The 22,967-nt window shown below is 39.7% G+C and carries 22 protein-coding genes; 11 read left to right on the plus strand and 11 right to left on the minus strand.

Translation table 11 applies throughout. The features are described 5' to 3' along the window. Positions 1 to 50: 50 nt before the first annotated feature. From ABTP35_RS15500 to ABTP35_RS15510, 3 genes are read right to left on the minus strand one after another with little or no spacing between them, the layout of a single operon-like run. Entirely contained in the window at positions 51 to 1,133 is a 1,083-nt protein-coding gene (locus tag ABTP35_RS15500; RefSeq protein WP_375334309.1) for a hypothetical protein, read from the minus strand. Then, positions 1,117 to 1,659: a hypothetical protein gene (locus tag ABTP35_RS15505; RefSeq protein ID WP_293295245.1), complete on the minus strand. Its 543-nt coding sequence runs from the start codon at positions 1,657 to 1,659 to the stop codon at positions 1,117 to 1,119. The genes ABTP35_RS15500 and ABTP35_RS15505 overlap by 17 nt, the downstream gene beginning before the upstream one ends. Continuing rightward, entirely contained in the window at positions 1,656 to 2,198 is a 543-nt protein-coding gene (locus ABTP35_RS15510; RefSeq protein WP_293295244.1) for an RNA polymerase sigma factor, read from the minus strand. Before ABTP35_RS15510 ends, ABTP35_RS15505 begins: the two co-directional genes overlap by 4 nt. Positions 2,199 to 2,393: 195 nt before the next feature. Here ABTP35_RS15510 and ABTP35_RS15515 point away from each other — a divergent pair, with 195 nt between their 5' ends. Together ABTP35_RS15515 and ABTP35_RS15520 are read left to right on the plus strand one after the other, a co-directional pair. Then, on the plus strand, positions 2,394 to 4,775 hold the full coding sequence (locus tag ABTP35_RS15515; protein ID WP_293295243.1) for a TonB-dependent receptor: 2,382 nt from the start codon (positions 2,394 to 2,396) through the stop codon (positions 4,773 to 4,775). 2 nt (positions 4,776 to 4,777) lie between these two features. Then, a complete protein-coding gene (locus ABTP35_RS15520; RefSeq protein ID WP_293295242.1) occupies positions 4,778 to 5,623 on the plus strand; it encodes a DUF4249 domain-containing protein in 846 nt (281 codons plus the stop codon). A gap of 55 nt (positions 5,624 to 5,678) precedes the next feature. Here ABTP35_RS15520 and ABTP35_RS15525 read toward each other — a convergent pair whose 3' ends face one another. Continuing rightward, a complete protein-coding gene (locus tag ABTP35_RS15525) occupies positions 5,679 to 6,482 on the minus strand; it encodes a DUF1853 family protein (protein WP_293295241.1) in 804 nt (267 codons plus the stop codon). A gap of 78 nt (positions 6,483 to 6,560) precedes the next feature. Here ABTP35_RS15525 and ABTP35_RS15530 point away from each other — a divergent pair, with 78 nt between their 5' ends. Beyond that, positions 6,561 to 7,721, plus strand: a complete 1,161-nt coding sequence (locus ABTP35_RS15530; protein WP_293295240.1) for a VWA domain-containing protein — start codon at positions 6,561 to 6,563, stop codon at positions 7,719 to 7,721. 8 nt (positions 7,722 to 7,729) lie between these two features. Then, positions 7,730 to 9,199, plus strand: coding sequence for a magnesium chelatase (locus ABTP35_RS15535; protein ID WP_293295239.1), 1,470 nt, complete (start codon positions 7,730 to 7,732; stop codon positions 9,197 to 9,199). Positions 9,200 to 9,212: 13 nt separating this feature from the next. On the opposite strand, the gene ABTP35_RS15540 is transcribed toward ABTP35_RS15535, so the two are convergent. The 3 genes from ABTP35_RS15540 to epsC form a co-directional block, all read right to left on the minus strand. Beyond that, a complete protein-coding gene (locus ABTP35_RS15540) occupies positions 9,213 to 9,695 on the minus strand; it encodes a hypothetical protein (RefSeq protein WP_224836929.1) in 483 nt (160 codons plus the stop codon). Positions 9,696 to 9,837: 142 nt separating this feature from the next. Continuing rightward, positions 9,838 to 10,722 (minus strand): cysteine synthase CysM, encoded by an 885-nt coding sequence (gene cysM / locus ABTP35_RS15545; RefSeq protein WP_293295238.1) that lies wholly within the window; start codon positions 10,720 to 10,722, stop codon positions 9,838 to 9,840. Beyond that, complete coding sequence (gene epsC / locus ABTP35_RS15550) at positions 10,715 to 11,506, minus strand: serine O-acetyltransferase EpsC (RefSeq protein WP_293295237.1); 792 nt, start codon at positions 11,504 to 11,506, stop codon at positions 10,715 to 10,717. The genes cysM and epsC overlap by 8 nt, the downstream gene beginning before the upstream one ends. A gap of 92 nt (positions 11,507 to 11,598) precedes the next feature. On the opposite strand from epsC, the gene ABTP35_RS15555 reads away from it, so the two are divergent. Next, positions 11,599 to 12,279 (plus strand): DUF2461 domain-containing protein, encoded by a 681-nt coding sequence (locus ABTP35_RS15555; protein ID WP_293295236.1) that lies wholly within the window; start codon positions 11,599 to 11,601, stop codon positions 12,277 to 12,279. Here the strand turns inward: ABTP35_RS15555 and ABTP35_RS15560 are convergent. Then, complete coding sequence (locus ABTP35_RS15560; RefSeq protein WP_224836925.1) at positions 12,268 to 12,681, minus strand: glyoxalase; 414 nt, start codon at positions 12,679 to 12,681, stop codon at positions 12,268 to 12,270. The genes ABTP35_RS15555 and ABTP35_RS15560 overlap by 12 nt on opposite strands. 367 nt (positions 12,682 to 13,048) lie before the next feature. Here ABTP35_RS15560 and ABTP35_RS15565 point away from each other — a divergent pair, with 367 nt between their 5' ends. Continuing rightward, positions 13,049 to 13,468: an acyl-CoA thioesterase gene (locus ABTP35_RS15565; protein ID WP_224836922.1), complete on the plus strand. Its 420-nt coding sequence runs from the start codon at positions 13,049 to 13,051 to the stop codon at positions 13,466 to 13,468. Here the strand turns inward: ABTP35_RS15565 and ABTP35_RS15570 are convergent. Continuing rightward, the gene (locus ABTP35_RS15570; RefSeq protein ID WP_293295235.1) at positions 13,465 to 14,757 is read right to left on the minus strand and encodes a dipeptidase; all 1,293 of its coding nucleotides are present in this window, start codon (positions 14,755 to 14,757) and stop codon (positions 13,465 to 13,467) included. The genes ABTP35_RS15565 and ABTP35_RS15570 overlap by 4 nt on opposite strands. 131 nt (positions 14,758 to 14,888) lie before the next feature. On the opposite strand from ABTP35_RS15570, the gene ABTP35_RS15575 reads away from it, so the two are divergent. Further along, on the plus strand, positions 14,889 to 15,671 hold the full coding sequence (locus ABTP35_RS15575; RefSeq protein ID WP_293295234.1) for a hypothetical protein: 783 nt from the start codon (positions 14,889 to 14,891) through the stop codon (positions 15,669 to 15,671). Positions 15,672 to 15,682: 11 nt separating this feature from the next. Then, complete coding sequence (locus tag ABTP35_RS15580; RefSeq protein WP_224836919.1) at positions 15,683 to 16,042, plus strand: hypothetical protein; 360 nt, start codon at positions 15,683 to 15,685, stop codon at positions 16,040 to 16,042. A gap of 406 nt (positions 16,043 to 16,448) precedes the next feature. On the opposite strand, the gene ABTP35_RS15585 is transcribed toward ABTP35_RS15580, so the two are convergent. Further along, on the minus strand, positions 16,449 to 17,312 hold the full coding sequence (locus tag ABTP35_RS15585; RefSeq protein ID WP_224836918.1) for an RNA polymerase sigma factor RpoD/SigA: 864 nt from the start codon (positions 17,310 to 17,312) through the stop codon (positions 16,449 to 16,451). 246 nt (positions 17,313 to 17,558) lie between these two features. On the opposite strand from ABTP35_RS15585, the gene ABTP35_RS15590 reads away from it, so the two are divergent. The 3 genes from ABTP35_RS15590 to ABTP35_RS15600 all read left to right on the plus strand — a co-directional run bounded on the left by ABTP35_RS15590 (position 17,559) and on the right by ABTP35_RS15600 (position 21,170). Then, complete coding sequence (locus tag ABTP35_RS15590; RefSeq protein WP_293295233.1) at positions 17,559 to 19,070, plus strand: DEAD/DEAH box helicase; 1,512 nt, start codon at positions 17,559 to 17,561, stop codon at positions 19,068 to 19,070. 79 nt (positions 19,071 to 19,149) lie between these two features. After that, on the plus strand, positions 19,150 to 20,388 hold the full coding sequence (locus ABTP35_RS15595) for a glycosyltransferase (protein ID WP_293295232.1): 1,239 nt from the start codon (positions 19,150 to 19,152) through the stop codon (positions 20,386 to 20,388). 152 nt (positions 20,389 to 20,540) lie between these two features. Next, positions 20,541 to 21,170 carry an SDR family oxidoreductase gene (locus tag ABTP35_RS15600; RefSeq protein WP_293295231.1) on the plus strand — a complete coding sequence of 210 codons (630 nt, stop codon included), beginning with the start codon at positions 20,541 to 20,543 and terminating at the stop codon, positions 21,168 to 21,170. 26 nt (positions 21,171 to 21,196) lie between these two features. Here the strand turns inward: ABTP35_RS15600 and ABTP35_RS15605 are convergent, their stop codons facing one another. Next, entirely contained in the window at positions 21,197 to 22,879 is a 1,683-nt protein-coding gene (locus ABTP35_RS15605; RefSeq protein WP_293295230.1) for a D-aminoacylase, read from the minus strand. Between the last annotated feature and the right edge of the window lie 88 nt (positions 22,880 to 22,967).

The following is a 22,967-nucleotide window of genomic DNA, read 5'->3' on the forward strand; positions in this document are numbered from 1 at the left end:
ATAATTTAAAGACAACCCAATTTTAAAAAGGTTGCATGTGTAAGACTATTTTAATCATTTATGGTTACAATTCCTTTAACTCCAGAAATAGTTATTTTTCCCAGGGCATTATTACCGTAGGTAGCTTCTATTTTTCTAAGTTTTTTACCCTTATCCAACATTTTGGAAGCAACATTATCAAAGGTTTTAGGTAGTCTTACAACTCCTTGTTCCAGTGTAGCTATAAAGCGATGGGGGAAATTTGTGGTTTTGATGGTAATATCAGAGGATTCTTGGGTGAGTGTTACAACAGCATCGGGATTACCTATTTTAGCAACTACAAAATCTACAATTTTTAATTCGCTATCTATATCCTTTTGCAATTGCTCTATTCTAATGGAAGAGAATTTAAGACTTCCAAAAAGGTGTTTAACTTCTTCTACATGTATTTCATCCTTGTTTGAATACAACTCAAGTGTGGCTATAGCATTCAATTGTATTTCGCTCCCTTCCGTTGTTAATTGCAAGTTTTTGGCGTCATCCATGCTTAACTCGCCATTTTTTAGGACTATTCTGGCATAATTGATGTTTTTAGCACGTATTTTTCCAAATTTTAATTGAATAGTAGCTTTGCTGATCATTTCTCCTAACCATAAGTCACCATGTTCTAAGTTGGCCTCTAATTGCCCTTGCCATTCTTCTATAAGAATATCCCCAAATTTGTTGGTTACATTCAATTTGGCATCCCTAGGTAAAAACACTTCATAGTCTATTTGTACTCTACTCCGGTCTGAATCTATTGGGTTTGTCTTATTAAAAAAATCTGCAAACCATCCGGTATTTCTATTGGCTATAACAGATGTTATGGAAACATAGCTTTGATTGGCACGTATTTCTGGTTGCACTCTTTGAAGTAAATCCTTGGCATTTTCTTCTTTTTTATGATTTACTTTTACAGTAATAACCACTTTTACTTTTGGCTGTTCCCAACCGGTGAAGGTTATATTTCCATATTTGTTGTCGATGTGTAGCTCTCCGTTAGCCTCTAATTCAAATTGCTTTTCTATTGTTTTTTCAACGTGCTCTTGTGCTGACACAGTAGCTGAAGTTAGTAATAAGAGCAATCCTAGGTAAGTTTTATAAAGTGTACTCATAATTCTGCTCAAATTTTTTTGTTTCATTAAGTCGTTCTAAAAGCTTCTCTATAAGCTCAATGCGTTTTTTGTAGTTGGCAACAATAGCTTCCAGGACCTGCTCATTGTCTAAATTGGTCTCCATTTCTTTTTTTAGTGCCAGGTATTCCGCATCTAATTCGTCCATAAAAGACAAAAATTCATTTTTATCGGCTGTACTAAGTTTTGGATTTTTCTGTACCAACGCTACTTGGTAATTAACCAAACTTTTGTAATGCATGTCTATTTCCAGCAACTCTTTTGATGCCAGCTGGTTCTCTGTAACTATGCTAGGTTTAAAATGTGTGTAGAAAAATGTAATTACCATCAGAGCCATCAAACTAGCAGCAATTTTTAAGAACAGTTTCCTTTTATAAAGCGGCACAACTTTAGTTTTACCTGCTTCTAAAACGGTATTGATCTGCAGCCACATGTTATCTCGATCCGCTCTTTCTGTGTTAAAAGCTTCTGCATTGTCGCATATGTATTTTTCAAAATCATCCATCATAATTCACTTACAATTTGCATTAACTTCTTTTTAGCTCTGTGGTATTGGGATTTCGAGGTACTTACTGTTATTTCTAAGATTGTTGCAATTTCTACATGATCATATCCTTCTACTAGATATAGATTTATAATTTGCTTGTAGCCATCTGGTAATAACGCAATGCCACGTTTAATTTTACTAATATCTTTTACATCCGGTATCACAGTCTCCGTGGTTTGGGTCATCTGATATTCGGTTTCCTCCATAGGTACTAAATCTACCTTTTTAGCTTTAAGATGGTTAATACTTTTATTAATCACAATCCGCTTTAACCAAGCTCCAAAACTGCTTTGGTATTTAAAAGAGTGTAATTGTTTAAAAGCATCTATAAAGCTGTCTTGTACAATATCTTCAGCATCTTCTTTATTTCCTAAAAACCTAAAACCAACATTATACATGGCATCCACATAGTAACTATAGAGCTCGTATTGAGAACTACTATGGCCTGCTTTGCACTGTTCTACTAATGATTGATGTGTAAAACGAATGTCCGTTTTCAATGGTTCGGTTTGATGCTTATTGCTCTAAAGACAAAGGAAATACTAAAGGGTTGCACCTAGAGTAAAAAAAGTGTGAAGTTTTTTTAATTAGGTGAAGAAACTGCATTTTTTTTAGAAGCAATGCAACCTTGTCTTTTTTGAATTGTCTATTGGTGGTATACATTTTAATTCAAACATCAAAAAACAAATCAGAAAATGAATTCAAAAAAAATACCATGGGTAATGGTAGTTTTAGTATTAAACTCTTTTTGGAGTTTTAGCCAAACCAATTACACGCTAAGTGGCACTATCAGAGATAATAATAATGGAGAAACACTTTATGGTGCTTCTATTTTCCTTGCCGGTACAACAATAGGAACTACCACAAATGAATACGGTTTTTATTCTATTACCGCACCAGAAGGCATCTATGAACTAAATGTCTCTTACATGGGTTTTACCGATGTTAAAATAAAAGTGAATTTACACGCAGATGTAAAAAAGGATATAGAGATTGAACAATTATCTACTGAGCTGAACGAGGTTATCGTAACTGCCGAAGAACCAGAAAAAGCCTTGCTTCGGAAACCAGAAATGAGTGTGCTAAAAATGAATATTGGAACTGTTAAAAAGATGCCTGTTGTATTAGGCGAGGTAGATATTTTAAAATCGTTACAATTGCTTCCCGGGGTCACTAACAATGGAGAAGGCACTGGAGGTTTTCATGTACGGGGTGGAGCCCAGGACCAAAATTTAGTTTTGTTAGATGAGGCTATCATTTACAACACCTCTCATATGTTTGGCTTCTTTTCTGTTTTTAATGCAGATGCCATTAAAGACTTAAAACTGTATAAAGGTGGTATTCCGGCCCGGTTTGGAGGTAGGGTTTCTTCTGTTTTGGATATCAGACAAAAAGACGGGAACAATAAAAATTTTGCACTTACTGGTGGTATCGGTGCAATTTCTAGTAGGTTAACAGCAGAAGGGCCAATGTTCAAAAACAAGGGCTCTTTTTTGGTTGCTGGTAGACGTTCCTATCTAGATCTTTTTCTTAAAGCTGCGGGTGAAGAGAATTCCGTAATGTTCTATGATTTAAACCTTAAAACCAATTACAGCATTAATCCAAATAATAGAATATACCTGAGTGGTTATTTTGGAAGAGATGCATTTGAAATCGGTCAAAGCTTTGCCAGTAGTTATGGCAATGCCTCTGGCAATTTACGATGGAACCATATTTTCAACGATAAATTATTCTCTAATCTTTCCGCAATTGTCAGTAGGTATGATTATGATTTAGACTTGGATTTTGAAGAGTTTGAGTGGATGTCCTCCATAAACAACTACAATCTTAAATATGATTTTAAATATTACTTAAATGATGGTTTTACTTTGGGTTTTGGGGCCAGCAGTCTGCTCTATGAGTTTGACCCTGGCCAGATAAAACCAACATCAGAAACATCTGCCATAAATCCCTTGGCATTAGATAAAAAGAGAGCTTTAGAAAGTGCGGTTTATGTAAATGCTGAGCATAAATTAAGCAATAGACTAACGGCACAATACGGATTACGTTTAAGTGGATTTTCCAGATTGGGCGGACAACCTATTTCGATATATCAAAACAACCAGCCGGTTGTATATAATTCGGATTTAGAAATCTATGAGAGAGGGGAGGTAATTGATGAAACTACGTATAAAAAGAGTGACGTTATTACTTCTTTTCGCAATCTAGAACCTAGAGCATCTTTGGCCTACTTAATTAATGATAACAGTTCTTTAAAGGCAGGGTTTTCAAGAACAGCCCAGTATATTCATCTTTTATCAAACACCTCTTCTGTAACACCTTTAGACGTTTGGACTCCAAGCGGGCCCTTTATAAAGCCGCAATTGTCCAATCAATATGCGCTTGGTTACTTTTATGACTTTAAGGATAAGAAATATTCCTTGGAGGTAGAAGGTTACTTTAAAACCGTGGCAAATCGGATAGATTATATAGATGGTTCTGACCTTATAGGCCAAAATACCATAGAAACCGAAATATTGAATGGAGAAATGCGTGCCTACGGTTTAGAGCTCTTGCTACGCAAAAACACAGGGAATTTTACGGGCTGGTTAGCTTATACGTTGTCAAAATCTGAACAACGTACCCTCGGTGATACAGCTGGCGGACCTGGAATTGCCAACGGTAATTGGTATCCTACTTTTTTTGATAGAACCCATGATATATCCATTTCTGGCGCATACCGGTTAAACGATCATTGGAGCTTTGGAACAAACCTAGTATATCAAACAGGGAGACCAGTGACTTACCCCAATGGGCATTATAGTTACGAGGGGGTGTCCATTGCAAGTTATGCAAGTCGAAATTCAGACCGTTTACCAGCGTATCACCGTTTGGATGCATCTATAACTTACACGCCCAAAAAATCTTTAAATAAGCGATTTAAGGGAGAATGGGTTTTAAGCATTTACAACCTCTATCACCGTAAAAATGCGGCCAGTATTTCTTTTGGACAAAACTTTGAAACAGGAGCCAATGAGGCTACAAGAACCGCCATATTTGGAATATTACCATCCATCACTTATAATTTTAAATTCTGATCATGAAAACCATTATAAAATATATATCGTTAGTAATTTTTTTGGTTCTAACCGCCTGTGAAGACGTAGTAGATATAGATGTGCAAGAAGGACCAACAAGACTTGTAATAGAAGCTTCTTTAGATTGGGAAAAAGGAACAGAAGGTAATTATCAAACTATAAAACTATCCACCTCTACACCTTATTTTGATACAAGTTTTCAGCCTGCAATAGGAGCTACAGTTAGCGTTCTAAATGTAAATAGCGGAACAGAAGTTTTATTTGTAGACCAAAATGATGGAAACTATACTACAACTGATTTTGAGCCGGTAATTGGCGACACCTATGCATTGACCGTAAACTATAAAAACGAAGTATTTACCGCTACAGAGAAAATGACTCCCGTGCCAGAAATCAAGGAAGTTTTTCAGTCTAGGGATGATGGTTTTAATGATGAAGATCTAGAAGTTCATTTGGTTTTTACGGACCCCGAAGCGGAAGAAAATTATTACCTGTTCAAATTTTTAAAAGAGGGAGAATTGTTTCCAGCATTTGAAGATGCAAAGGACGAATTTATAAACGGAAATGAGATCGATTGGTGGTACGAAATTGAAGAAGATGAGATGGATGGCTTAACGCCTTTTGAGCCAGGTGATACGGTTTACATTAGCATGCACGGTATTTCTAAAAGCTATTATGAATACATAAAGATCTTAATTGAACAAATGGGCGGTGCTGGCTTGTTCTCTTCAACTCCTGTTGCTTTAAAAGGAAACTGTGTGAACCAAACCAATCCAGAAAATCAACCATTAGGATATTTTAGACTTACAGAGGTAAACAAGGTTACCTATACATTTACAGCAGAATAAAAGGTGATTGATGTGGTAGCGCTGGGTTCCTAGGTCCTGGCGCTATTTTTCTGCTTTACCACCATACCACGAACAGCTTAAATAATTCTCCTTCTGTAGTACGTACCCATAGCATTGGTGCGTACTGCTTAAGGTGTTTTAGATTGATGTCTAGCAGCGTGTTGTAATGATTGTTCCACAAAACTTGATTATCGGGTGGCAACGGCCATTCTTTTTTAGCCGGAATGTAGAACTGATAATCTTTAAATAGATTAGTATTGAATTGCTCAAAACGCACCCAATAGCCTGCGTGGCAAGATGTATTTAGTGGTCGTATAGCTAGTTTTTCCTCCTTAAAAGGTGTAAAAAGTTGTGCCTTAAAACAGCATTGCTGTTCCATTTCTAATGGGTCAATCCCTAAGGCATCCCATTTTTGTTTAAGACTGGCATGATGTAGAAGAGGAAATTGTTTTTCTTTGAGCTTATCCAATTTGGTATAAAACATATCCCGCTTATTAGGCCCCATCAGTCGGTGTATAGGTTCAGATATGTTAGGATTTATGATATAGAATTTGTAGGCTAGTTCTACGTGTAGATAGTTATTGGTAAGGTTGTTTTTTAAGATAAAATCCAATTCGCCCAAACGTACTTTTCCTTCATCTATCAAAACATTTGCTAATACAACCTCATACGCTTCAGAAGTTGTTATCAGGTGCCTAAACACGTATTCCATTTGGTGACCTAAACGTAATTTTTCTGGAATGGCAACATTTTTTACAGAATCCATGTCTATGGATGGAAATTCAAATTGCGGTAATCCAAATTGTTCTCGGGTCCAAAGTGGCGCAGTATTGTAAAATGCTTCTAACAGTGCTTTCATCCTTAAACAAACTTACGGAAAGCGTTAAGTTTTTTCTAAAGCTATAGCCGTTACATCGAAATGCCTTAAATTTATGTAATGGCTATGAACACAAGAAAAGGGTTTCGCTTTACCAATTACGAAGCACCCGACCAAACCCCATTCGAAAAACTCTTCGAAATTTTTCAAGAACTCGTCACTCATACCTCGGGCGATGTGGAGGAAGCGTTGGACTGGTTACGTGAATTGGATAAAGAATACAACCTTACCGACGACGATTACACTATGGATGACTTTATCGAGGACCTAAAGGCAAAAGGTTATATCCGTGAGGAATTTGATATGGATAATCCTCAAGGCGGAGAAGGTGAGGAGGGTAATGAAAACGGTGGTGGTATACTCTCTTTGACCGCTAAACTAGAGCGCATGCTGCGTCAACGGGCTTTAGACCAAATCTTCGGTAAAATAAAGCGTAGTGGTTCGGGTAACCATAAGACCGGAAAATCAGGAAAAGGAGACGAGCATACCGGGGAGTTCCGTGAATACCGTTTTGGAGATTCGTTGGAGCACATCAATATGACGGAAAGCCTCAAAAATGCCCAAGTAAACCATGGGTTGGATAACTTTTCCCTAAATGAAGAAGATTTAGTCGTTGAGGATACAATGCACAAAGCTCAGATGAGTACGGTGCTCATGATAGACATTAGCCATAGCATGATTTTATATGGCGAGGACCGAATCACACCCGCCAAAAAAGTGGCCATGGCTCTGGCAGAATTGATCACCACCCGTTATCCAAAAGATACCTTGGATATCTTGGTTTTTGGTAACGATGCATGGCCCATTCCCATTAAAGACCTGCCCTATTTAAAAGTAGGGCCATACCATACCAATACCGTAGCTGGTTTGCAATTGGCCATGGACATGCTCCGCCGAAAACGTAATACCAACAAACAAATTTTCATGATTACCGATGGAAAGCCATCCTGTTTGCGATTACCAAACGGAGATTATTATAAAAACAGTGTAGGCTTGGACGAATATATTGTTGAAAAATGCTACGCCATGGCGCAACAAGCCAGAAAACTTCATATACCTATTACCACATTTATGATTGCAGAAGACCCTTATTTGATGCAATTCGTTCGTGAATTCACAAAGGCCAACAAGGGGAAGGCCTTCTACACAGGACTTAAAGGATTGGGTGAAATGATTTTTGAGGACTACGAACAAAACAGAAAAAAAAGAATTAAAGGTTAATATCACAAATGAAACTAGATCACAACAACATCGCAACCCTGGGTCAACTCAAATCGGCAGGGTATACAGGTAAAAGTATCAAGGACGAACTACGTGACAATCTTTTGGAAAAAATATCGAAGGGAGAACAGGTCTTCGAAGGAGTTTGGGGCTACGAAAATTCGGTGATTCCTGAATTGGAAAGAGCTATTTTATCACGCCACAATATAAATTTATTAGGGTTGAGAGGTCAGGCAAAAACACGCTTGGCCCGTTTGATGGTGCAATTGCTGGATGAATATATCCCAATCGTAGAGGGCTCGGAAATTCATGACGATCCAATGCGCCCCATCTCCCGATATGCTATAGAGCTGGTCAAGGAAAAAGGTGATAATACACCTATCGGTTGGGTGCACAGGGATGAGCGATTTTACGAAAAACTGGCCACCCCAGATGTTACCGTAGCCGACCTTATAGGAGATGTAGATCCCATAAAAGCAGCAAATCTTAAATTATCCTATGCCGATGATCGAGTAATTCATTTCGGGATGATACCCAGAGCAAACCGCTGTATTTTTGTGATCAACGAACTGCCCGATCTTCAAGCAAGAATTCAAGTAGCGTTGTTTAATATTCTGCAAGAGGGAGACATACAAATTAGGGGGTTTAAACTTAGACTCAATTTGGATATGCAATTTGTTTTTACCGCCAACCCAGAAGATTACACCAATAGGGGAAGTATCGTTACACCTTTAAAAGATAGGATAGGTTCGCAAATTTTGACCCATTATCCGGATAACATCGAAATCGCAAAAAAAATCACCAAGCAAGAAGCCAAACTGGACCATCGTCAATCAGAAAAGATTTATGTTCCGGAATTGGCCATGGATGTGTTGGAGCAAATCAGTTTTGAGGCAAGGAAAAGTGAATATGTAGATGCTAAAAGTGGCGTGAGTGCGCGAATGAGCATTACGGCTTTTGAAAATTTATTGAGCACTGCAGAACGTAGGGCAATCATATCTGGTGACCAAAAAACCACCATTCGCTTAAGTGATTTTATGGGAGTTATTCCTTCAATTACTGGTAAAATCGAATTGGTGTACGAAGGAGAGCAGGAGGGAGCTGGTTATGTGGCCGAAACATTGATAGAAGAGGCTGTAAAAAGTTTGTTCCCTAATTATTTTCCCAAGATAGAAAAGCTGCAGCGCCGAGAAGAGGAAAACGAATATGATGAACTCGTGAGTTGGTTCTTTGATGGTGAAGGATTTGATTTATTGGACGACGAAAAAGATGAAAATTATAAATCCAAACTGGATGCCATTGGTCCCTTGAACCATTTAATCAGAGAATATCAGCCAGAAATTTCTATGGAGGATTCCTATTTTCTTAAAGAACTTCTGCTTTGGGGGCTGGTGGCCCACAAGAAATTGAGCAAACACCGCTTTCAGCAGGGTTATCAATTTAAAGATCTATACGGGAGCTACATTAGTGGGTTATAGCCCATTGATGGGCCTACTGCCAAATATTTAGATTATCGTTGTAGTTTTCGAAATTATAGATTCCTATGTAACGCTTTCTTAACCAAAAGGTGTAAAGCGTTAAAATAGGTAGTATACTATACAAAACCAAGGTAAGTGTGGCCATGGGCTTAAATGTTGCAGGGATTACATGTTCATTAAACCCACCAATGGAGTATAATACCATAGCGCTGTCATAGATTTTAAACAAGTATATGATCATCACAACGTACAGAACATACTCTATATTTCTCATTTTGGGGTCTGGCAATTCATCTTCAGTGATCTTGAACCAAACCACGTACAAATAAAGCAAATGTACAACGGATAGAATCGGGAATATATAATTGTCCGGTTTTAAAAAGTAGAACTGATTGGTGTAAATACCATAAAAACTCAATACCGACAAGGTTAATAGAACTACTATACTTGCTAGGATATTCCTTTTCCAGGTAATGATTTTTGACAAGGTATTCATGTTGATTTCAGATTTGGGATAATACTTGCTGTAAAGAACGAGGTTTTGTCATCACTATTTTAACAAAATCGTTGAGTGGCAAACAATGTTGGATAATGGGAAAAAACCGACATGAAACCCAAATTTTAGATGGTAAAACCAACTAGTCAAATAGATCTGAAGAGAGATAACGGTCCCCACGGTCGCACACAATCGAAACAATAATGCCGCTCTCCAAGGTTTCTGCCAAGCGCAAGGCCACTGTTGCGGCACCACCACTGCTCATTCCTGCGAAGATACCTTCCTCTTTGGCCAACTGTTTTACCATAGTTCTGGCATCTTCCTCGCTCACCTCCATTACGGTGTCCACTTTTGCGGGGTCAAAAATTTTTGGCAGATACTCTTGCGGCCATTTTCGAATTCCCGGTATTTTGGAATTATCCGTAGGCTGTACACCTACAATCTGAATATTGGGGTTTTGTTCCTTTAAAAAAGTTGATGTGCCCATAATTGTCCCTGTGGTACCCATACTGGAAACGAAATGTGTGATTTCCTCTTGTGTATCTCGCCAAATTTCCGGTCCGGTAGTTTTGTAATGTGCCAACCAATTATCATTATTGGCAAATTGGTTCAGCATTCTAAAACCTTCTTGGGCAACTTTTGTTTCAGCATAATCTCGTGCGCCCTCTATCCCAACATCGGCAGGGGTCAAGGTAACTTTTGCACCGTAGGCCCGCATGGTCTGCACTCGTTCCTTGGTAGAGTTTTCCGGCATCACCAATTCAATATTCAATCCAAAAAGACCGGCGATCATGGCCAATCCTATCCCAGTGTTACCGCTTGTAGCTTCAATAAGTTTGGTGTCTTTCGTAAAGTCGCCTCGATCCAGACCACTTTTGATCATATTGTACGCAGGTCTGTCCTTAACACTTCCGCCAGGATTATTTCCTTCTAGCTTAAAAAGGACTTTTACTTTTTTATTGGTGTTCAATACTTTGGATTCCACTAATGGGGTGTTTCCTATTAAATCGAGTATACTGTTAGACATTGGGGCTCGTCTTAATTTTAATTTCTGGGGTATGGTACACTTTGGAGTTTGGTGGCACCGATTCGGTTATCCAGGCATTTCCGCCTATAACGGAATTTTTACCAATAACGGTGTCGCCACCTAAAATGGTAGCATTGGCGTAAATCGTCACATTGTTTTTAATAGTTGGGTGTCGCTTTGTTTTTTCCAAGCTCTTGGATACATACAATGCGCCCAGCGTAACTCCCTGGTACACCTTAACGTTGTCTTCTATAACTGCCGTCTCACCGATAACTACACCGGTAGCATGATCGATAAAAAAAGATTTACCGATTTTGGCCCCAGGGTTAATGTCCACTCCCGTTTGTCTATGGGCATACTCCGTCATCAAACGGGGAATCAAAGGAATGCCTTCCACATATAGCTCATGTGCCAATCTATAAATGGCAATCGCATAAAATCCCGGGTAAGCCAGGTATATTTCTTGCAGCGAGGAAGATGCGGGGTCACATTCTAGGATAGCTTCGGCATCCAAGTTTAAAAATTCCAGTATTTCCGGTAGATGGGAAACATATTCTCCCCATAGCTCATCATGTGGCTTTTTCAATTCACAACACGCCATGTCCATAAGCTTGTTGAACTGTTTTTCCAATAGCTCAAGGTTTACGGCCACAGGGGTATTGGTGTCAAATAAGGTATAAAAGAGCGTGTTCGTAAAATCCTCGGTAAGTTGCTTTAATTTAAAATCCAAGCAGGGCATTTTTTTATGCCTAATAAGCTCTTCGATTATTTTTTCCTTATCCATAGTGCAATTTGTCGCTCTAAAATTAGTCAAAACCTTACCGCAAGTGGGCACAAAAGGGTAACTTTAGATTAAAAATAACATATTATAATTTTATGAGCTCGAACATAACGATTTCCAAGGATTCCCTTGACTTTTTAAATGAATTGAAAAAAAACAACAACCGCGAATGGTTCGAGGCCAACAAGACTACTTTTAAAAAGCATGAAGCTCAGGTAAAGGCATTTTTTGAAGCCGTTAAAGACAATCTGAACCAGCACGACGAAATCGAGAAAATGAAGATGTTCCGAATTTATAGGGATGTTCGCTTTTCTAAGGACAAAACTCCATATAATAGTCATTTTGCAGGCTCTTTTTCCCGTTTGGGCGCTCATTTAAGGGGCGGTTATTACCTACATATAAAACCAGGGGAATCACTCTTGGCCGCAGGTTTTTGGGCCCCCAACAAAGAGGATCTATTTCGCATACGGAAAGAACTGGAATTGGATGCCTCGGAATTTAGGGACACCATAAACCAAAAACAATTGAAAACCGTTTGGGGAGATCTAAGCGGGGACGAGTTAAAAACTGCCCCAAAAGGTTTCGAAAAGGAACACCCCGACATAGACCTAATTAGAAAAAAGCAATTTGTTTTTGTGCGAAATCTATCGGACAGTGAAGTTTTATCCGCGTCATTTATGGAAGAAGTGGACACTTCCTTTAGGGCCATTAGACCCTATTTTGATTTAATGAGCGATATCCTCACTACCAACTTGAACGGAGAATCAATCTTGTAACAGCGTCTCCGCCTCTAAAAGTTGGATTTGATCCTTAAGACGTTCCACCACCATATGCATCATTCGCTTGTTCAAGGCAGAGGAATTGGTAATATAGTCCCTGTATTCTTCTACCGTGAACTGACCTATTATCATACCTTTTAGGGAATTCCTGAACTTGATGTCCTTTTGGATGGCCCGCTCAATGTATTGAAGTTTTTTCTCTAAGGAAAGATCGTAAAAAACGCCTTTGTGCTTGTTCGCATAATTCTTGAACGCTTCTACCAATAAATAGTTCTGGAGTTTTAAAACAGGGCGGAGGGTCTTGTTCTGGAAATGCTCATCAAAACCCATTTGATTGTTAAAATGTGACTCGGGAATACTCGGACGAATGTCCAATCGGCGGTCGGATTCTAAATCCATGGCTGTGATTTTTAATAAAATTACAGAATGAATCGCCCTGCTCATTTAATAATCGCAATAGTTGTCAACGATGTTATGAACAGCCCGGCTTGGGCACAGATTCATGGTCTTAGTAGCTTGGAAAACACTGCTTTCTGCATTTAAAACATGATTGAATCCAATCCGAATTTGATATACGCACGAAAAATATGGTTAAACTAGTTAAATTAATCAAGTTTAAAATCTTTGGGTACAATATTTAGTTACTCATTACCAGGGTCGATCAAATTATTTCAAATTCGTAATTCGCATCAATTAAAGAAGTTAAGAGTACCTTTCTTAGGGCTATTGCCCTAACTTTGTGGTCTAAAACATTAAATTCATTGCTATGCGATTTCACACTAGAAAATGGGTCAAGCCAGAGGATTTAAATGCCAACGGAACACTTTTCGGAGGAAAGGTGCTAGCCTGGGTAGATGAAGAAGCTGCGCTTTACAGTATAATTCAGCTCGAAAACAAAAAAGTAGTCACCAAGTATATGTCCGAAATTAACTTTATGAGCACGGCACGGGAAGGTGACATTGTAGAAATAGGGATAGAAGTAATAAAATTCGGGGTCACCTCGATTTCTTTAAACTGCGAAGTTAGAAACAAGATGACCCACGAAAGTATTGTTACGGTCGACAATATAATTATGGTCAACCTGGATGAAAACGGCAATCCCAAACCCCATGGCAAAACAAAGATTGAATATGTAAAAGATCGTTTGGCCAAAAAGGAAAAGGAAGAACAAAATGCCGCTTCTTAGTTCATTGATTCGGCTACTGCTTGCACCTCGTCCAGCACCCTTAGCAGATTTCCACCCCACAATTGGGCTATCTCTGCTTCGGTATAACCTCTTTTGACCAATTCAAGGGTTACATTAAAGGTTTCAGAGGCATCTGACCAGCCTTCGATACCACCACCACCATCAAAATCGGAACTAATGCCCACATGGTCTATTCCGATAAGATCGACCATATAATCTATGTGGTCCACAAAATCTGAAACGTTAACGGCCGGTGGGGCGTTGGAGTCATCTTTTGCCAATTCTTCCCCAATATTCATCACTTTCCTGTAGTTGGCAAAGAATTCTTTACGTTGATCGGGAGTCAATGTAGAAAATTGGGAACGTTCGTACCAGGCAATTTCCAAGGAATCCGCTACTTTTTTGTAAACGTCTTTCATATATGCGGCACGAGCTTCGTGTTTTTCTGTATTTAAGTAAGAGCTAAATGCAACGGTCTGTACCACACCCCCGTTTTCCTTCATCAGCATTAGCTGCTCGTCGTCCAAGTTACGGCTATGATCGCACAACGCTCTTGCAGACGAATGCGAAGCTATGATGGGAGCTTTGGTCAACTCGATCATTTGTTTCATGGCCTCTTTGGAAGGGTGGGACACATCGATCATAATGCCCACGCGGTTCATTTCGGCAACGGCTTGTTTACCGAGTTCACTTAATCCATTGTGGAGCCATATACTATCTTTTTCTCCTGTATTGGAATCGCTGAACTGGCTGTGCCCATTGTGCGAAAGGGAAATATAACGTGCTCCACGCTTTTGATATTCTTCGATCAAGGCAAGGTCCTCACCGATCGGGTAGGCATTCTCTACGCCGATCATGGCCACTTTTTTACCGGACGCTACAATTCTCCTTACATCGTCGGAGTTTAAGGCCAATTCTATTTGGTCCGGGGCAATATCTTCACAAAGCCTATGTATGGCATCAAATTTGGCCATGGCATTGTCCGCCGCCTTCGCATAGCCATCAGATGTCAGTTCGTCCTGCCCGGTATACACGATCAAGAAAACGGCATCCAATCCACCTTCTTCCATTTTTGGAAGGTTTATCTGGGTCTCCAGTCGTTGTGTGTAATTAATACTATCGGTAAAGTTTTGGACGTTTATGTCGTCGTGGGTGTCGATTGTGATCACTGAATCGTGGATTCTCTGTGCTTTTTCTTGCAAGGTTTCAGTTTTTTCGGTTTTCTGATTTTTTTTCTCTCCGCAAGAGATGAATAAGGTAATACTAAGGAATAGATAAAAATATTTCATGGTCGGTTAATTTATACATACAAATAACGCAATTTGACAACAAAATCCGAATACTACGGAACAATTAATTGTATCCCCTTGGTTTTATCAAGATTTTTAGAAGGATTAATAACCACTTTTACATCAGTACTTTGGGAACACGGGAATTGTTAACGTATTTGGAAAAACTTGAAATAGGATTAAGCTCTTTTTCTTACGAAGAGCTAGGTGTTGTTGAAGCAGGCGAACTCAAAAAATCTTTTGAGATGTTCAAATTTGGACTGGAAAGCAAAGTTTTTGGTATTTCCGAAATGAGGCAGCTCGAGAACATCTACAAAAAGGTTGGAATCCAAAGTGTTGATACCAGAGAAGCCGAAAGCTATGATAAAGGTAAATTTTTAAAGCTAATGGCGGCCTTGGAAGGTACAAGTTTGACCGAGGAACAACTTCAAATTATAAATGACCTTAAAGTTATGATGAAAATTGAGCAGGATGGATCCCCCCGAAATACAGGGGAAGCTCCAAACCAAGTATCCCGCGACTTTGAATTCATAGAGAAAAGCCTGAAAGCAGGATTTGCCTCCCAAAATATAGACTTAAAACCCGTTTTGGAGGATTGTATGGGCCAAATGGAACTATTGGAAGAACTGGTCCGTATGTTCAAGCTCAATATCTTGGAGTTTATCGGCAGCGCCAAAACCAATTTAATGTTCGAAAACTTTAATTCACTGGAACTTACCTGCCAAAAAATTATGCCTTCGTTGCGTATGATGCAGACAACCGGACTTTTGGAGGTCACACAACAAATTTCCAGGCTTTGCAAAACAGACCAAGACATAAAACACCTTTCGTTTCTATATGATCAATTTTTGAAAGAATACCCCAATGTACAGGAACAAATAGATTTTGAAATGGAACTGTTCCGTACAATGTAACATGGACAAAAATGGAAAGCAACGATCTTCCAAAATATTTACAAAGTATTTTTTATCCTTTGTTCAAACACGCAAAGGATTTGGAATGTAAGCTTATGCTTTTGGACGAAATGTTGGAAGTAGGGGACAAAAAGGAAATTCCATTGCTAACAGAGCTGGAATCCCACAAAAACCACCAGATAAGCAATAAAGCATTTGAAATAAAGGTCGCCCTCCAATCCAAGTTGGGCCTTATGACAGATACTGAACGCAGGAGATTGCCCATGAACCTTTGTTTTATTTATGATGAATTCAACATAAGACCCAGTAAAGTGGACAAGGAACTGGACTTTGAAATTGAACTCGACTTATTGAATATGAAGAAAGAATAGGGTTTCACCACCCAATGTGGAATTTTCACCACATTCTATCTTTTAAAAATAATCTTTAAAATGATTTAACGTTATACTTAAAACCCCGACAAATTAACCAAAGATTACCATGTTATACGATACCTACGGAGAAGAATACTTGGCATTTTTACAAGAACTCAACGAAATTTTGAGCGTAAACCAGCTTGCCGAACTGGATTACCTATAAACCAATACCCCAAAACTGTTCAAAATGAAGAACCACAACAAAGAAAACACCGCTTACTTGAATTTTATTCAAGATTTGAAAGACATGCTCACTGATTTTGATATTAGTCTATTGAGCAAATCCTAAAAGTTTAAGTAAATATCATAAAAAAGGGGATGTACAAAAACATCCCCTTTTTTATTTATAACATATACCTGCCTATCCCAAATAAGATTTTAAAATTTTGCTTTTGGATGTATGTCTTAATTTTCTAATGGCCTTTTCCCGGATTTGCCGCACACGTTCTCGGGTAAGGTCAAAGGTACTGCCTATTTCCTCCAAGGTCATGGAAGGTTGGTCTCCAATACCGTAGTACAACCTCACCACATCCGCCTCTCTTGGCGATAGTGTATCCAATGCCCTGTTGATCTCTGTATTTAAACTTTGGTGCATTAGGCTCCTGTCCGGTTTAGGAGAATCACCGGCATTGAGCACATCATATAAATTTGAGGTTTCACCTTCCTTAAGGGGAGCATCCATAGAAACATGGCGTCCAGTATTTTTTAACGACTGTTTTACCTCGGATACCGTCATGTCCAGCTCCTTGGCAATTTCTTCTGGAGATGGTGGCCGCTCATGTGCCTGCTCCAGATAGGAAAACGTTTTTTTTATCTTGTTGATGGAACCAATTTTGTTCAAGGGCAAACGAACCACTCGAGATTGTTCGGCCAAAGCTTGTAAAATTGACTGCCTGATCCACCATACCGCGTAGGAAATGAATTTAAAGCCGCGGGTCTCATCAAAACGCTTGGCTGCTTTAACTAGCCCAACATTACCTTCGTTGATCAGATCGGGCAGTTTAAGACCTTGGTTTTGGTATTGCTTGGCCACAGAAACAACAAACCTAAGGTTGGCATTGGTCAGTTTTTCTAAAGCAGCTTGGTCTCCGGCCCGTATCTTTTGTGCCAACTCAACTTCTTCCTGTGCAGTTATAAGATCAATCTTACTAATGTCCTGCAAGTATTTGTCAAGTGATTTGGATTCCCGGTTCGTGACCTGCTTAATGATTTTTAGCTGCCTCATTCGTATTTATGGTTTTGTAAGTGTTATAAGCTTTCATTATACGTTTTTATGTCCGATTTTCCAAGTACAAAATGTTATTGTTATCAAAATGTTATCAGTCAACAGGAGTAACAATGTAGAAAGTTCCCTAAAACTTGATTGTTGATACTATTTTGATAGAAAAGCACCCAAGTGTTGGTCTCAAGCGCAAAAAACCCCTAATTTTGTAGGGTTTTTTAATTAAGAATCCCTAATGCCCTTTTCCCTTTGGAAGTAAACAAAACCATCAAGAAGAAAACTCTATACGGATACCAGGAAGAAGACCTGAACAAAATATTCACCCAATTGGATAAGCTTCCGGAAGGCACCAATATCCTCTATCAGTTGCCCACCGGGGGTGGTAAGACCGTTGTGTTTTCCGAAATTACGCGCCGATTTATCCAACAGACCGGTAAAAAAGTAATGGTTCTTACCCATCGAATAGAACTGAGCAAGCAAACTTCCAAAATGCTAAAAGGCTTTGGGGTGGCCAATAAAGTCATCAACAGTGAGGTAAAGGAGCTTTACGACCAAGACGACTACATGTGCTTTGTGGCCATGGTGGAGACTTTGAACAATCGTTTGCAAGAGGAAAAGGTAAAGATCAACAATATCGGCCTGGTAATTATAGACGAGGCCCATTACAATTCGTTTAGAAAACTCTTCAAATATTTTGAAAAGTCCACCATTTTGGGAGTTACCGCAACACCGCTCAGTTCCAACATAAAACTCCCCATGAAGGACAATTACAAACATTTGATCATTGGGGAATCCATACAATCGCTGATCAGTAAGAATTTCTTGGCCAAGGCCAATCTCTACAATTACGATGTTAGTCTAAAAACATTGAAACTGGGTATCAACGGGGACTATACCGTAAAATCTTCGGACGAGTTCTATAGTGCTCACAGCATGCTGGGCAAATTGCTTACGGCATACGAAGAAATTGCCAAGGGCACCAAGACCCTGATTTTCAACAATGGTATCAATACATCGCTTTATGTGTACGAAACTTTTAAAAAGGCAGGATATAATGTAAGGCATTTGGACAATAAAAATACGGCTACCGAACGAAAAGAAATTCTGGAATGGTTCGCTGAGACCCCAGATGCCATATTGACCTCGGTGAGTATTTTGACCACAGGTTTTGATGAGCCTACGGTAGAGAGCATTATTCTGAACAGGGCCACACGTTCGCTTACTCTTTATTTTCAAATGATCGGAAGAGGTTCCAGGGTACTCCCCAACAAGAGCGAGTTCAACGTAATCGACATGGGTAACAATATTGCTCGTTTTGGACCTTGGGATGCGCCTGTGGATTGGCAAGAAATCTTCCACTTCCCAGATTTCTATTTGGAGAACATAAAAAATGATGAAGAAATAGAACGGGATTTTGTTTATGAAATGCCAGATGATCTTCGGGCCAAATTCAGCAAATCCAATAATATTACCTTCAATGTAAAAGAAGAGTATAAAAAAATATTTGCGCAAGGCAAAAAATCCAAACTTGTACTGGAAAAAAGTATCGAACAACATGCCCAGATCTGTGTAGAGAACAGCGAAGATGTTTTCGATGCACGGATTTTGGCCAAAGAGTTGAAAGACGAGATCCAGTATCGCGTAAAGCAATATTCGTATTGCATTATGAACAATACCAAAAACTACAAAGAGTGGTTGGAGGAAGATTATGAGCGTAAACTGCGTTCCAGCATTTCTAAAATGTTCGCCGCAAAAATGTAAGGGCAGGGTATTGGCCGGATTGTTTGGCCCTGTTTGCAATATCTGGGCCCTTGTGATCCTAACGTAATACATTTATTATATGCCCAAAAAGCTCCTAGTTATTGGTTATGTATGGCCCGAACCGAACACCACGGCGGCCGGATGCCGTATGCAGCAATTGCTGAATGCCTTTTTGGAGTTTGGATACCGGATTACCTTTGCGAGCACTGCTGTAAAAACCGAGTATAGCCTGGACCTGAAGCCATGGGGCATTAAAGAAACAACTATTGCTCTGAACCATTCCAGTTTCGATGATTTTGTAAAACAGCTAGCGCCCGATCTGGTAATGTTCGATCGTTTTATGGTGGAAGAGCAATTTGGTTGGCGCGTAGCGGAATTTGCCCCGAATGCCGTCCGAATTTTGAACACCGAAGATTTACATGGACTTCGAAAGGCCAGGGAAGAGGCTCATAAAAGGGATGTACGGTTTAAACTACTCGACTGGAAAAACCACCCGGTCACTTTACGAGAATTGGCCAGTATGTACCGGTGCGACCTTAGTTTGATTATCTCCACCTTCGAAATGCGAATTTTGCGGAAACATATTAAGTTTCCAGCCGAGCTGTTGTTCCATTTACCGTTTATGGTCGAAGTTTCCAAAAACCATAAAGACACATTGCCCACATTTGCCGAGAGAAATGACTTTGTTAGTATCGGGAACGGAAAACATGCCCCTAATGTTGATGCCATAAAACTGTTGAAACAGGAAATATGGCCAAACATCCGCAAAAAGTTACCAGAAGCTCAATTACGGGTTTATGGTGCTTATTTGCCACAGCAAATTAAGGAGATGCACCATCCCAAATCTGGTTTTTTTATTGATGGATGGATAGAGAATGCCGACTTGGTTCTAGAAAATTCTAGGATATTATTGGCACCGCTCCGCTTTGGCGCAGGTATTAAAGGAAAACTTTTGGATGGCATGAAAACGGGAACCCCTACGGTTACCACAACTATAGGTGCCGAAGGCATGTATGGCGACCAGCATTGGAACGGGGTTATTTCCGACAACTGGAACGATTTTGCAAATGCTGCCGTGAAATTATACCAAAACAAATTAGAGTGGGAAAGGGCCCAAAAAAATGGATTTGCCTTACTGGAATCCAACTACAATAAAACTAAATCAACCAAACAGTTTAAAGCCCTATTGGATAATTTGATTTATGACTTGAAAAATCATCGAACCGAAAATTTTGTAGGGAGGTTACTTCAGCATCAAACTTTAACGAGCTCCAAATACATGGCCAAATGGATAGAGGAGAAGAATAAAAAAGTTTGACCTTTATTCTTTACATCCACAACCTGGTTAGATATAAAGTACATTTCTGTAAACGCCATCAAACCGAAAATCATATTGTTAAAGTATTGTTTACGGCCGTTAAAGTACGTTAATCCCCATGGTCGGTTGCCCAGTATTTTTATTTTATGAGTATGGAAAAAATATTAGTAGCAGGTGCGACCGGCACCACTGGAGAAAAAATCATAAAATTATTGAAATCGAGCGAAAAATATCAACCTATCGCCATGGTTCGTAATGAGGATCAAAGAACGCGATTTGAATCGCAGGGCATTGAGACCGTAATGGGTAATTTGGCCAAGGATGTCTCCAAAACGACCAAGGAAATCGATAAAGTTATTTTTGCTGCAGGGTCCAAAGGAAAGGATGTGGTAAATGTAGATCAAGAGGGAGCAAAGAGACTGATCGATGCCGCAAAAAAGGAGCGAGTGAACAAATTTGTAATGCTGAGTTCCATGGGCGTGGACAATCCTCGTGGAGACCTTAAAGAATATTTGCAGGCCAAACAGAATGCTGACCAGTATCTGGATATAAGCGGTCTGACCTTTACCATTGTTAGACCTGGTTCGCTAACCAATAATGAGGGTATCGGAAAAATAAAACTCGCAAACAATCTACAGGAACATGGCACTATTCCACGTTGGGATGTCGCCAGGACCTTGGTACAAAGTCTGGATGACAAAATTGCCAAAAATCAAGCCTTTGAGATTTTAACCGGTGAAACCCGTATTGAGGAAGCCGTTGAACAGCTCGAAATGGCATAATTCATTTACTTATAGGTTTGTAAATGTTAGTTCCCGGTATATCCCGGGCCACGAACTACCATTCCTGGCAATTCACCGGTATGTTCGCCATCTTTCAGCACTTGGGTGCCATTTACAAACACATGTTTTACACCTTCAGCATATTGATGGGGATCTTCGAATGTGGCTTTATCGATTATGGCCTCCGGGTCGAACAAAACCACATCGGCATAATTGCCACGTTCAAGACTTCCCCTTTTCTCTATTTTTAAGTTGCTCGCTGGATATTTGGATAATTTATGCACTGCTTCTTCCAAGGGAATCACTTTTTCATCACGTACATATTTACCCAACAATCGGGCTACATTCCCATAGGCCCTGGGATGGGTGCTCGATCTTAAGAACACACCTTCTGTGGCCATTGACCTCGCATCGGAACCAAAGCTCATCCAAGGTAGGGCTATTTGTTTTTTTACATTTTCTTCCGACATTAGAAAATAAATGGTGCTAACGCTACTGCCATCTTCCACCACTAAATCCATTGCGGTCTCCTCGGGCGATGTACCTCTTATTTCTGCAACTTCTTTAAGTGATTTTCCAGTTAAGTATTTTAGGGAATCCGCATTGAACCCGACCAAGAGAATTTTAGAGGGATCTCCCGCTGCCTGCATTAGACTCTCCCATTTGTCCGTAGGTTCGATCATTTCTTGTTTTACCCTTTTTCTTATCTCGGGGTCCTGTAACCTTTCGGCCCATTTATCATAACCTCCTTCTTGCACCCATGGTGGCATGGAGGCATCCAGTCCTGTAGATCCGGCTATATAATTGTACATATTGGCGGTAATATGCAATCCCGCTGCATTGGCGGAATCCACTTTGGCCACTACCTCATCAAATTTATGCCAGTTATCCTTGCCACTTTGTTTAAGATGATAAATTTCGGCCCTGATATCTGCTTCATCGGCTATTCGAATCAATTCATCCAAACTTTCCAACAAACGTGGTCCTTCGCTTCGCATATGGCTAATGTACATACCATCATATTCTGCAGCTACTTTGGAGAGTTCTATCAATTCTTCGGTACTGGAATAAAAGGCTGGGGCATAGATCAGTGAAGTGCCAACACCCAAAGCACCTTCTTTCATGGCTTGCCCAACCATAAGTTTCATATTATCAAGTTCTTGCGGGGTAGGAGCACGGTCCTCATATCCAACCGTATGAATTCGCAAAGTAGTTGCCCCGACAAAAGAGGCCACGTTAGGCGATACCCCTTTGTTTGTCAAAAATTCCAAATACTCGCCCAAGGTGTTCCATTCAATGTCATATTTAATGTCGCCTTGTTTTTCCTCTTCTTGTTTCTTCATGGATTCGGAAAGTGGTCCCATAGACCAACCTTCTCCAAATATTTCCAAGGTCACGCCTTGCTTAATTCCTCCCATTGACCGTCCATCCTCAATCAATGTTTCACCTGCCCAGCTCAGCATATTTATAAACCCTGGGGCAACGGCCAGTCCTGTTGCATCGATTTCCTGAGTTCCTTTGGCAGAGCTTAAATTACCTATTGCGGCAATGGTGTCTGCATTAATGCCAAGGTCACCAATATATGATGGCTTACCTGAACCGTCCACGATTTGTCCGTTTTTAATAAGAACATCGAAGTTTTGAGGCTGCGAACATTGGGTGAAGAGAAAAATAAGCGGTAAAAATGTAAAATACTTGAGGTTTTTCATGGTTTGGTGGATTAATAAGCTAACCAAGTTATGCTATTTTAGACCGCAAACCAAAACAGAAAGCTTGTTGAAAGATGTAGTAAAAAGA

It is taken from the genome of Flagellimonas alginilytica (assembly GCF_042134605.1).
Classification (GTDB): Bacteria; Bacteroidota; Bacteroidia; order Flavobacteriales; family Flavobacteriaceae; genus Flagellimonas; species Flagellimonas alginolytica.

Bases quoted from the DNA above. Each gene is read 5' to 3' on its own strand.
- ABTP35_RS15585 (WP_224836918.1), bottom strand. From the start codon at position 17,312: ATGAGGCAGCTAAAAATCATTAAGCAGGTCACGAACCGGGAATCCAAA.
- ABTP35_RS15570 (WP_293295235.1), bottom strand. From the start codon at position 14,757: ATGAAATATTTTTATCTATTCCTTAGTATTACCTTATTCATCTCTTGC.
- ABTP35_RS15600 (WP_293295231.1), top strand. From the start codon at position 20,541: ATGGAAAAAATATTAGTAGCAGGTGCGACCGGCACCACTGGAGAAAAA.
- ABTP35_RS15530 (WP_293295240.1), top strand. From the start codon at position 6,561: ATGGCTATGAACACAAGAAAAGGGTTTCGCTTTACCAATTACGAAGCA.
- ABTP35_RS15505 (WP_293295245.1), bottom strand. From the start codon at position 1,659: ATGATGGATGATTTTGAAAAATACATATGCGACAATGCAGAAGCTTTT.
- ABTP35_RS15560 (WP_224836925.1), bottom strand. From the start codon at position 12,681: ATGGATTTAGAATCCGACCGCCGATTGGACATTCGTCCGAGTATTCCC.
- ABTP35_RS15520 (WP_293295242.1), top strand. From the start codon at position 4,778: ATGAAAACCATTATAAAATATATATCGTTAGTAATTTTTTTGGTTCTA.
- ABTP35_RS15605 (WP_293295230.1), bottom strand. From the start codon at position 22,879: ATGAAAAACCTCAAGTATTTTACATTTTTACCGCTTATTTTTCTCTTC.
- ABTP35_RS15525 (WP_293295241.1), bottom strand. From the start codon at position 6,482: ATGAAAGCACTGTTAGAAGCATTTTACAATACTGCGCCACTTTGGACC.
- ABTP35_RS15500 (WP_375334309.1), bottom strand. From the start codon at position 1,133: ATGAGTACACTTTATAAAACTTACCTAGGATTGCTCTTATTACTAACT.
- cysM (WP_293295238.1), bottom strand. From the start codon at position 10,722: ATGTCTAACAGTATACTCGATTTAATAGGAAACACCCCATTAGTGGAA.
- ABTP35_RS15515 (WP_293295243.1), top strand. From the start codon at position 2,394: ATGAATTCAAAAAAAATACCATGGGTAATGGTAGTTTTAGTATTAAAC.
- ABTP35_RS15580 (WP_224836919.1), top strand. From the start codon at position 15,683: ATGGAAAGCAACGATCTTCCAAAATATTTACAAAGTATTTTTTATCCT.
- ABTP35_RS15565 (WP_224836922.1), top strand. From the start codon at position 13,049: ATGCGATTTCACACTAGAAAATGGGTCAAGCCAGAGGATTTAAATGCC.
- ABTP35_RS15595 (WP_293295232.1), top strand. From the start codon at position 19,150: ATGCCCAAAAAGCTCCTAGTTATTGGTTATGTATGGCCCGAACCGAAC.
- epsC (WP_293295237.1), bottom strand. From the start codon at position 11,506: ATGGATAAGGAAAAAATAATCGAAGAGCTTATTAGGCATAAAAAAATG.
- ABTP35_RS15540 (WP_224836929.1), bottom strand. From the start codon at position 9,695: ATGAATACCTTGTCAAAAATCATTACCTGGAAAAGGAATATCCTAGCA.
- ABTP35_RS15555 (WP_293295236.1), top strand. From the start codon at position 11,599: ATGAGCTCGAACATAACGATTTCCAAGGATTCCCTTGACTTTTTAAAT.
- ABTP35_RS15535 (WP_293295239.1), top strand. From the start codon at position 7,730: ATGAAACTAGATCACAACAACATCGCAACCCTGGGTCAACTCAAATCG.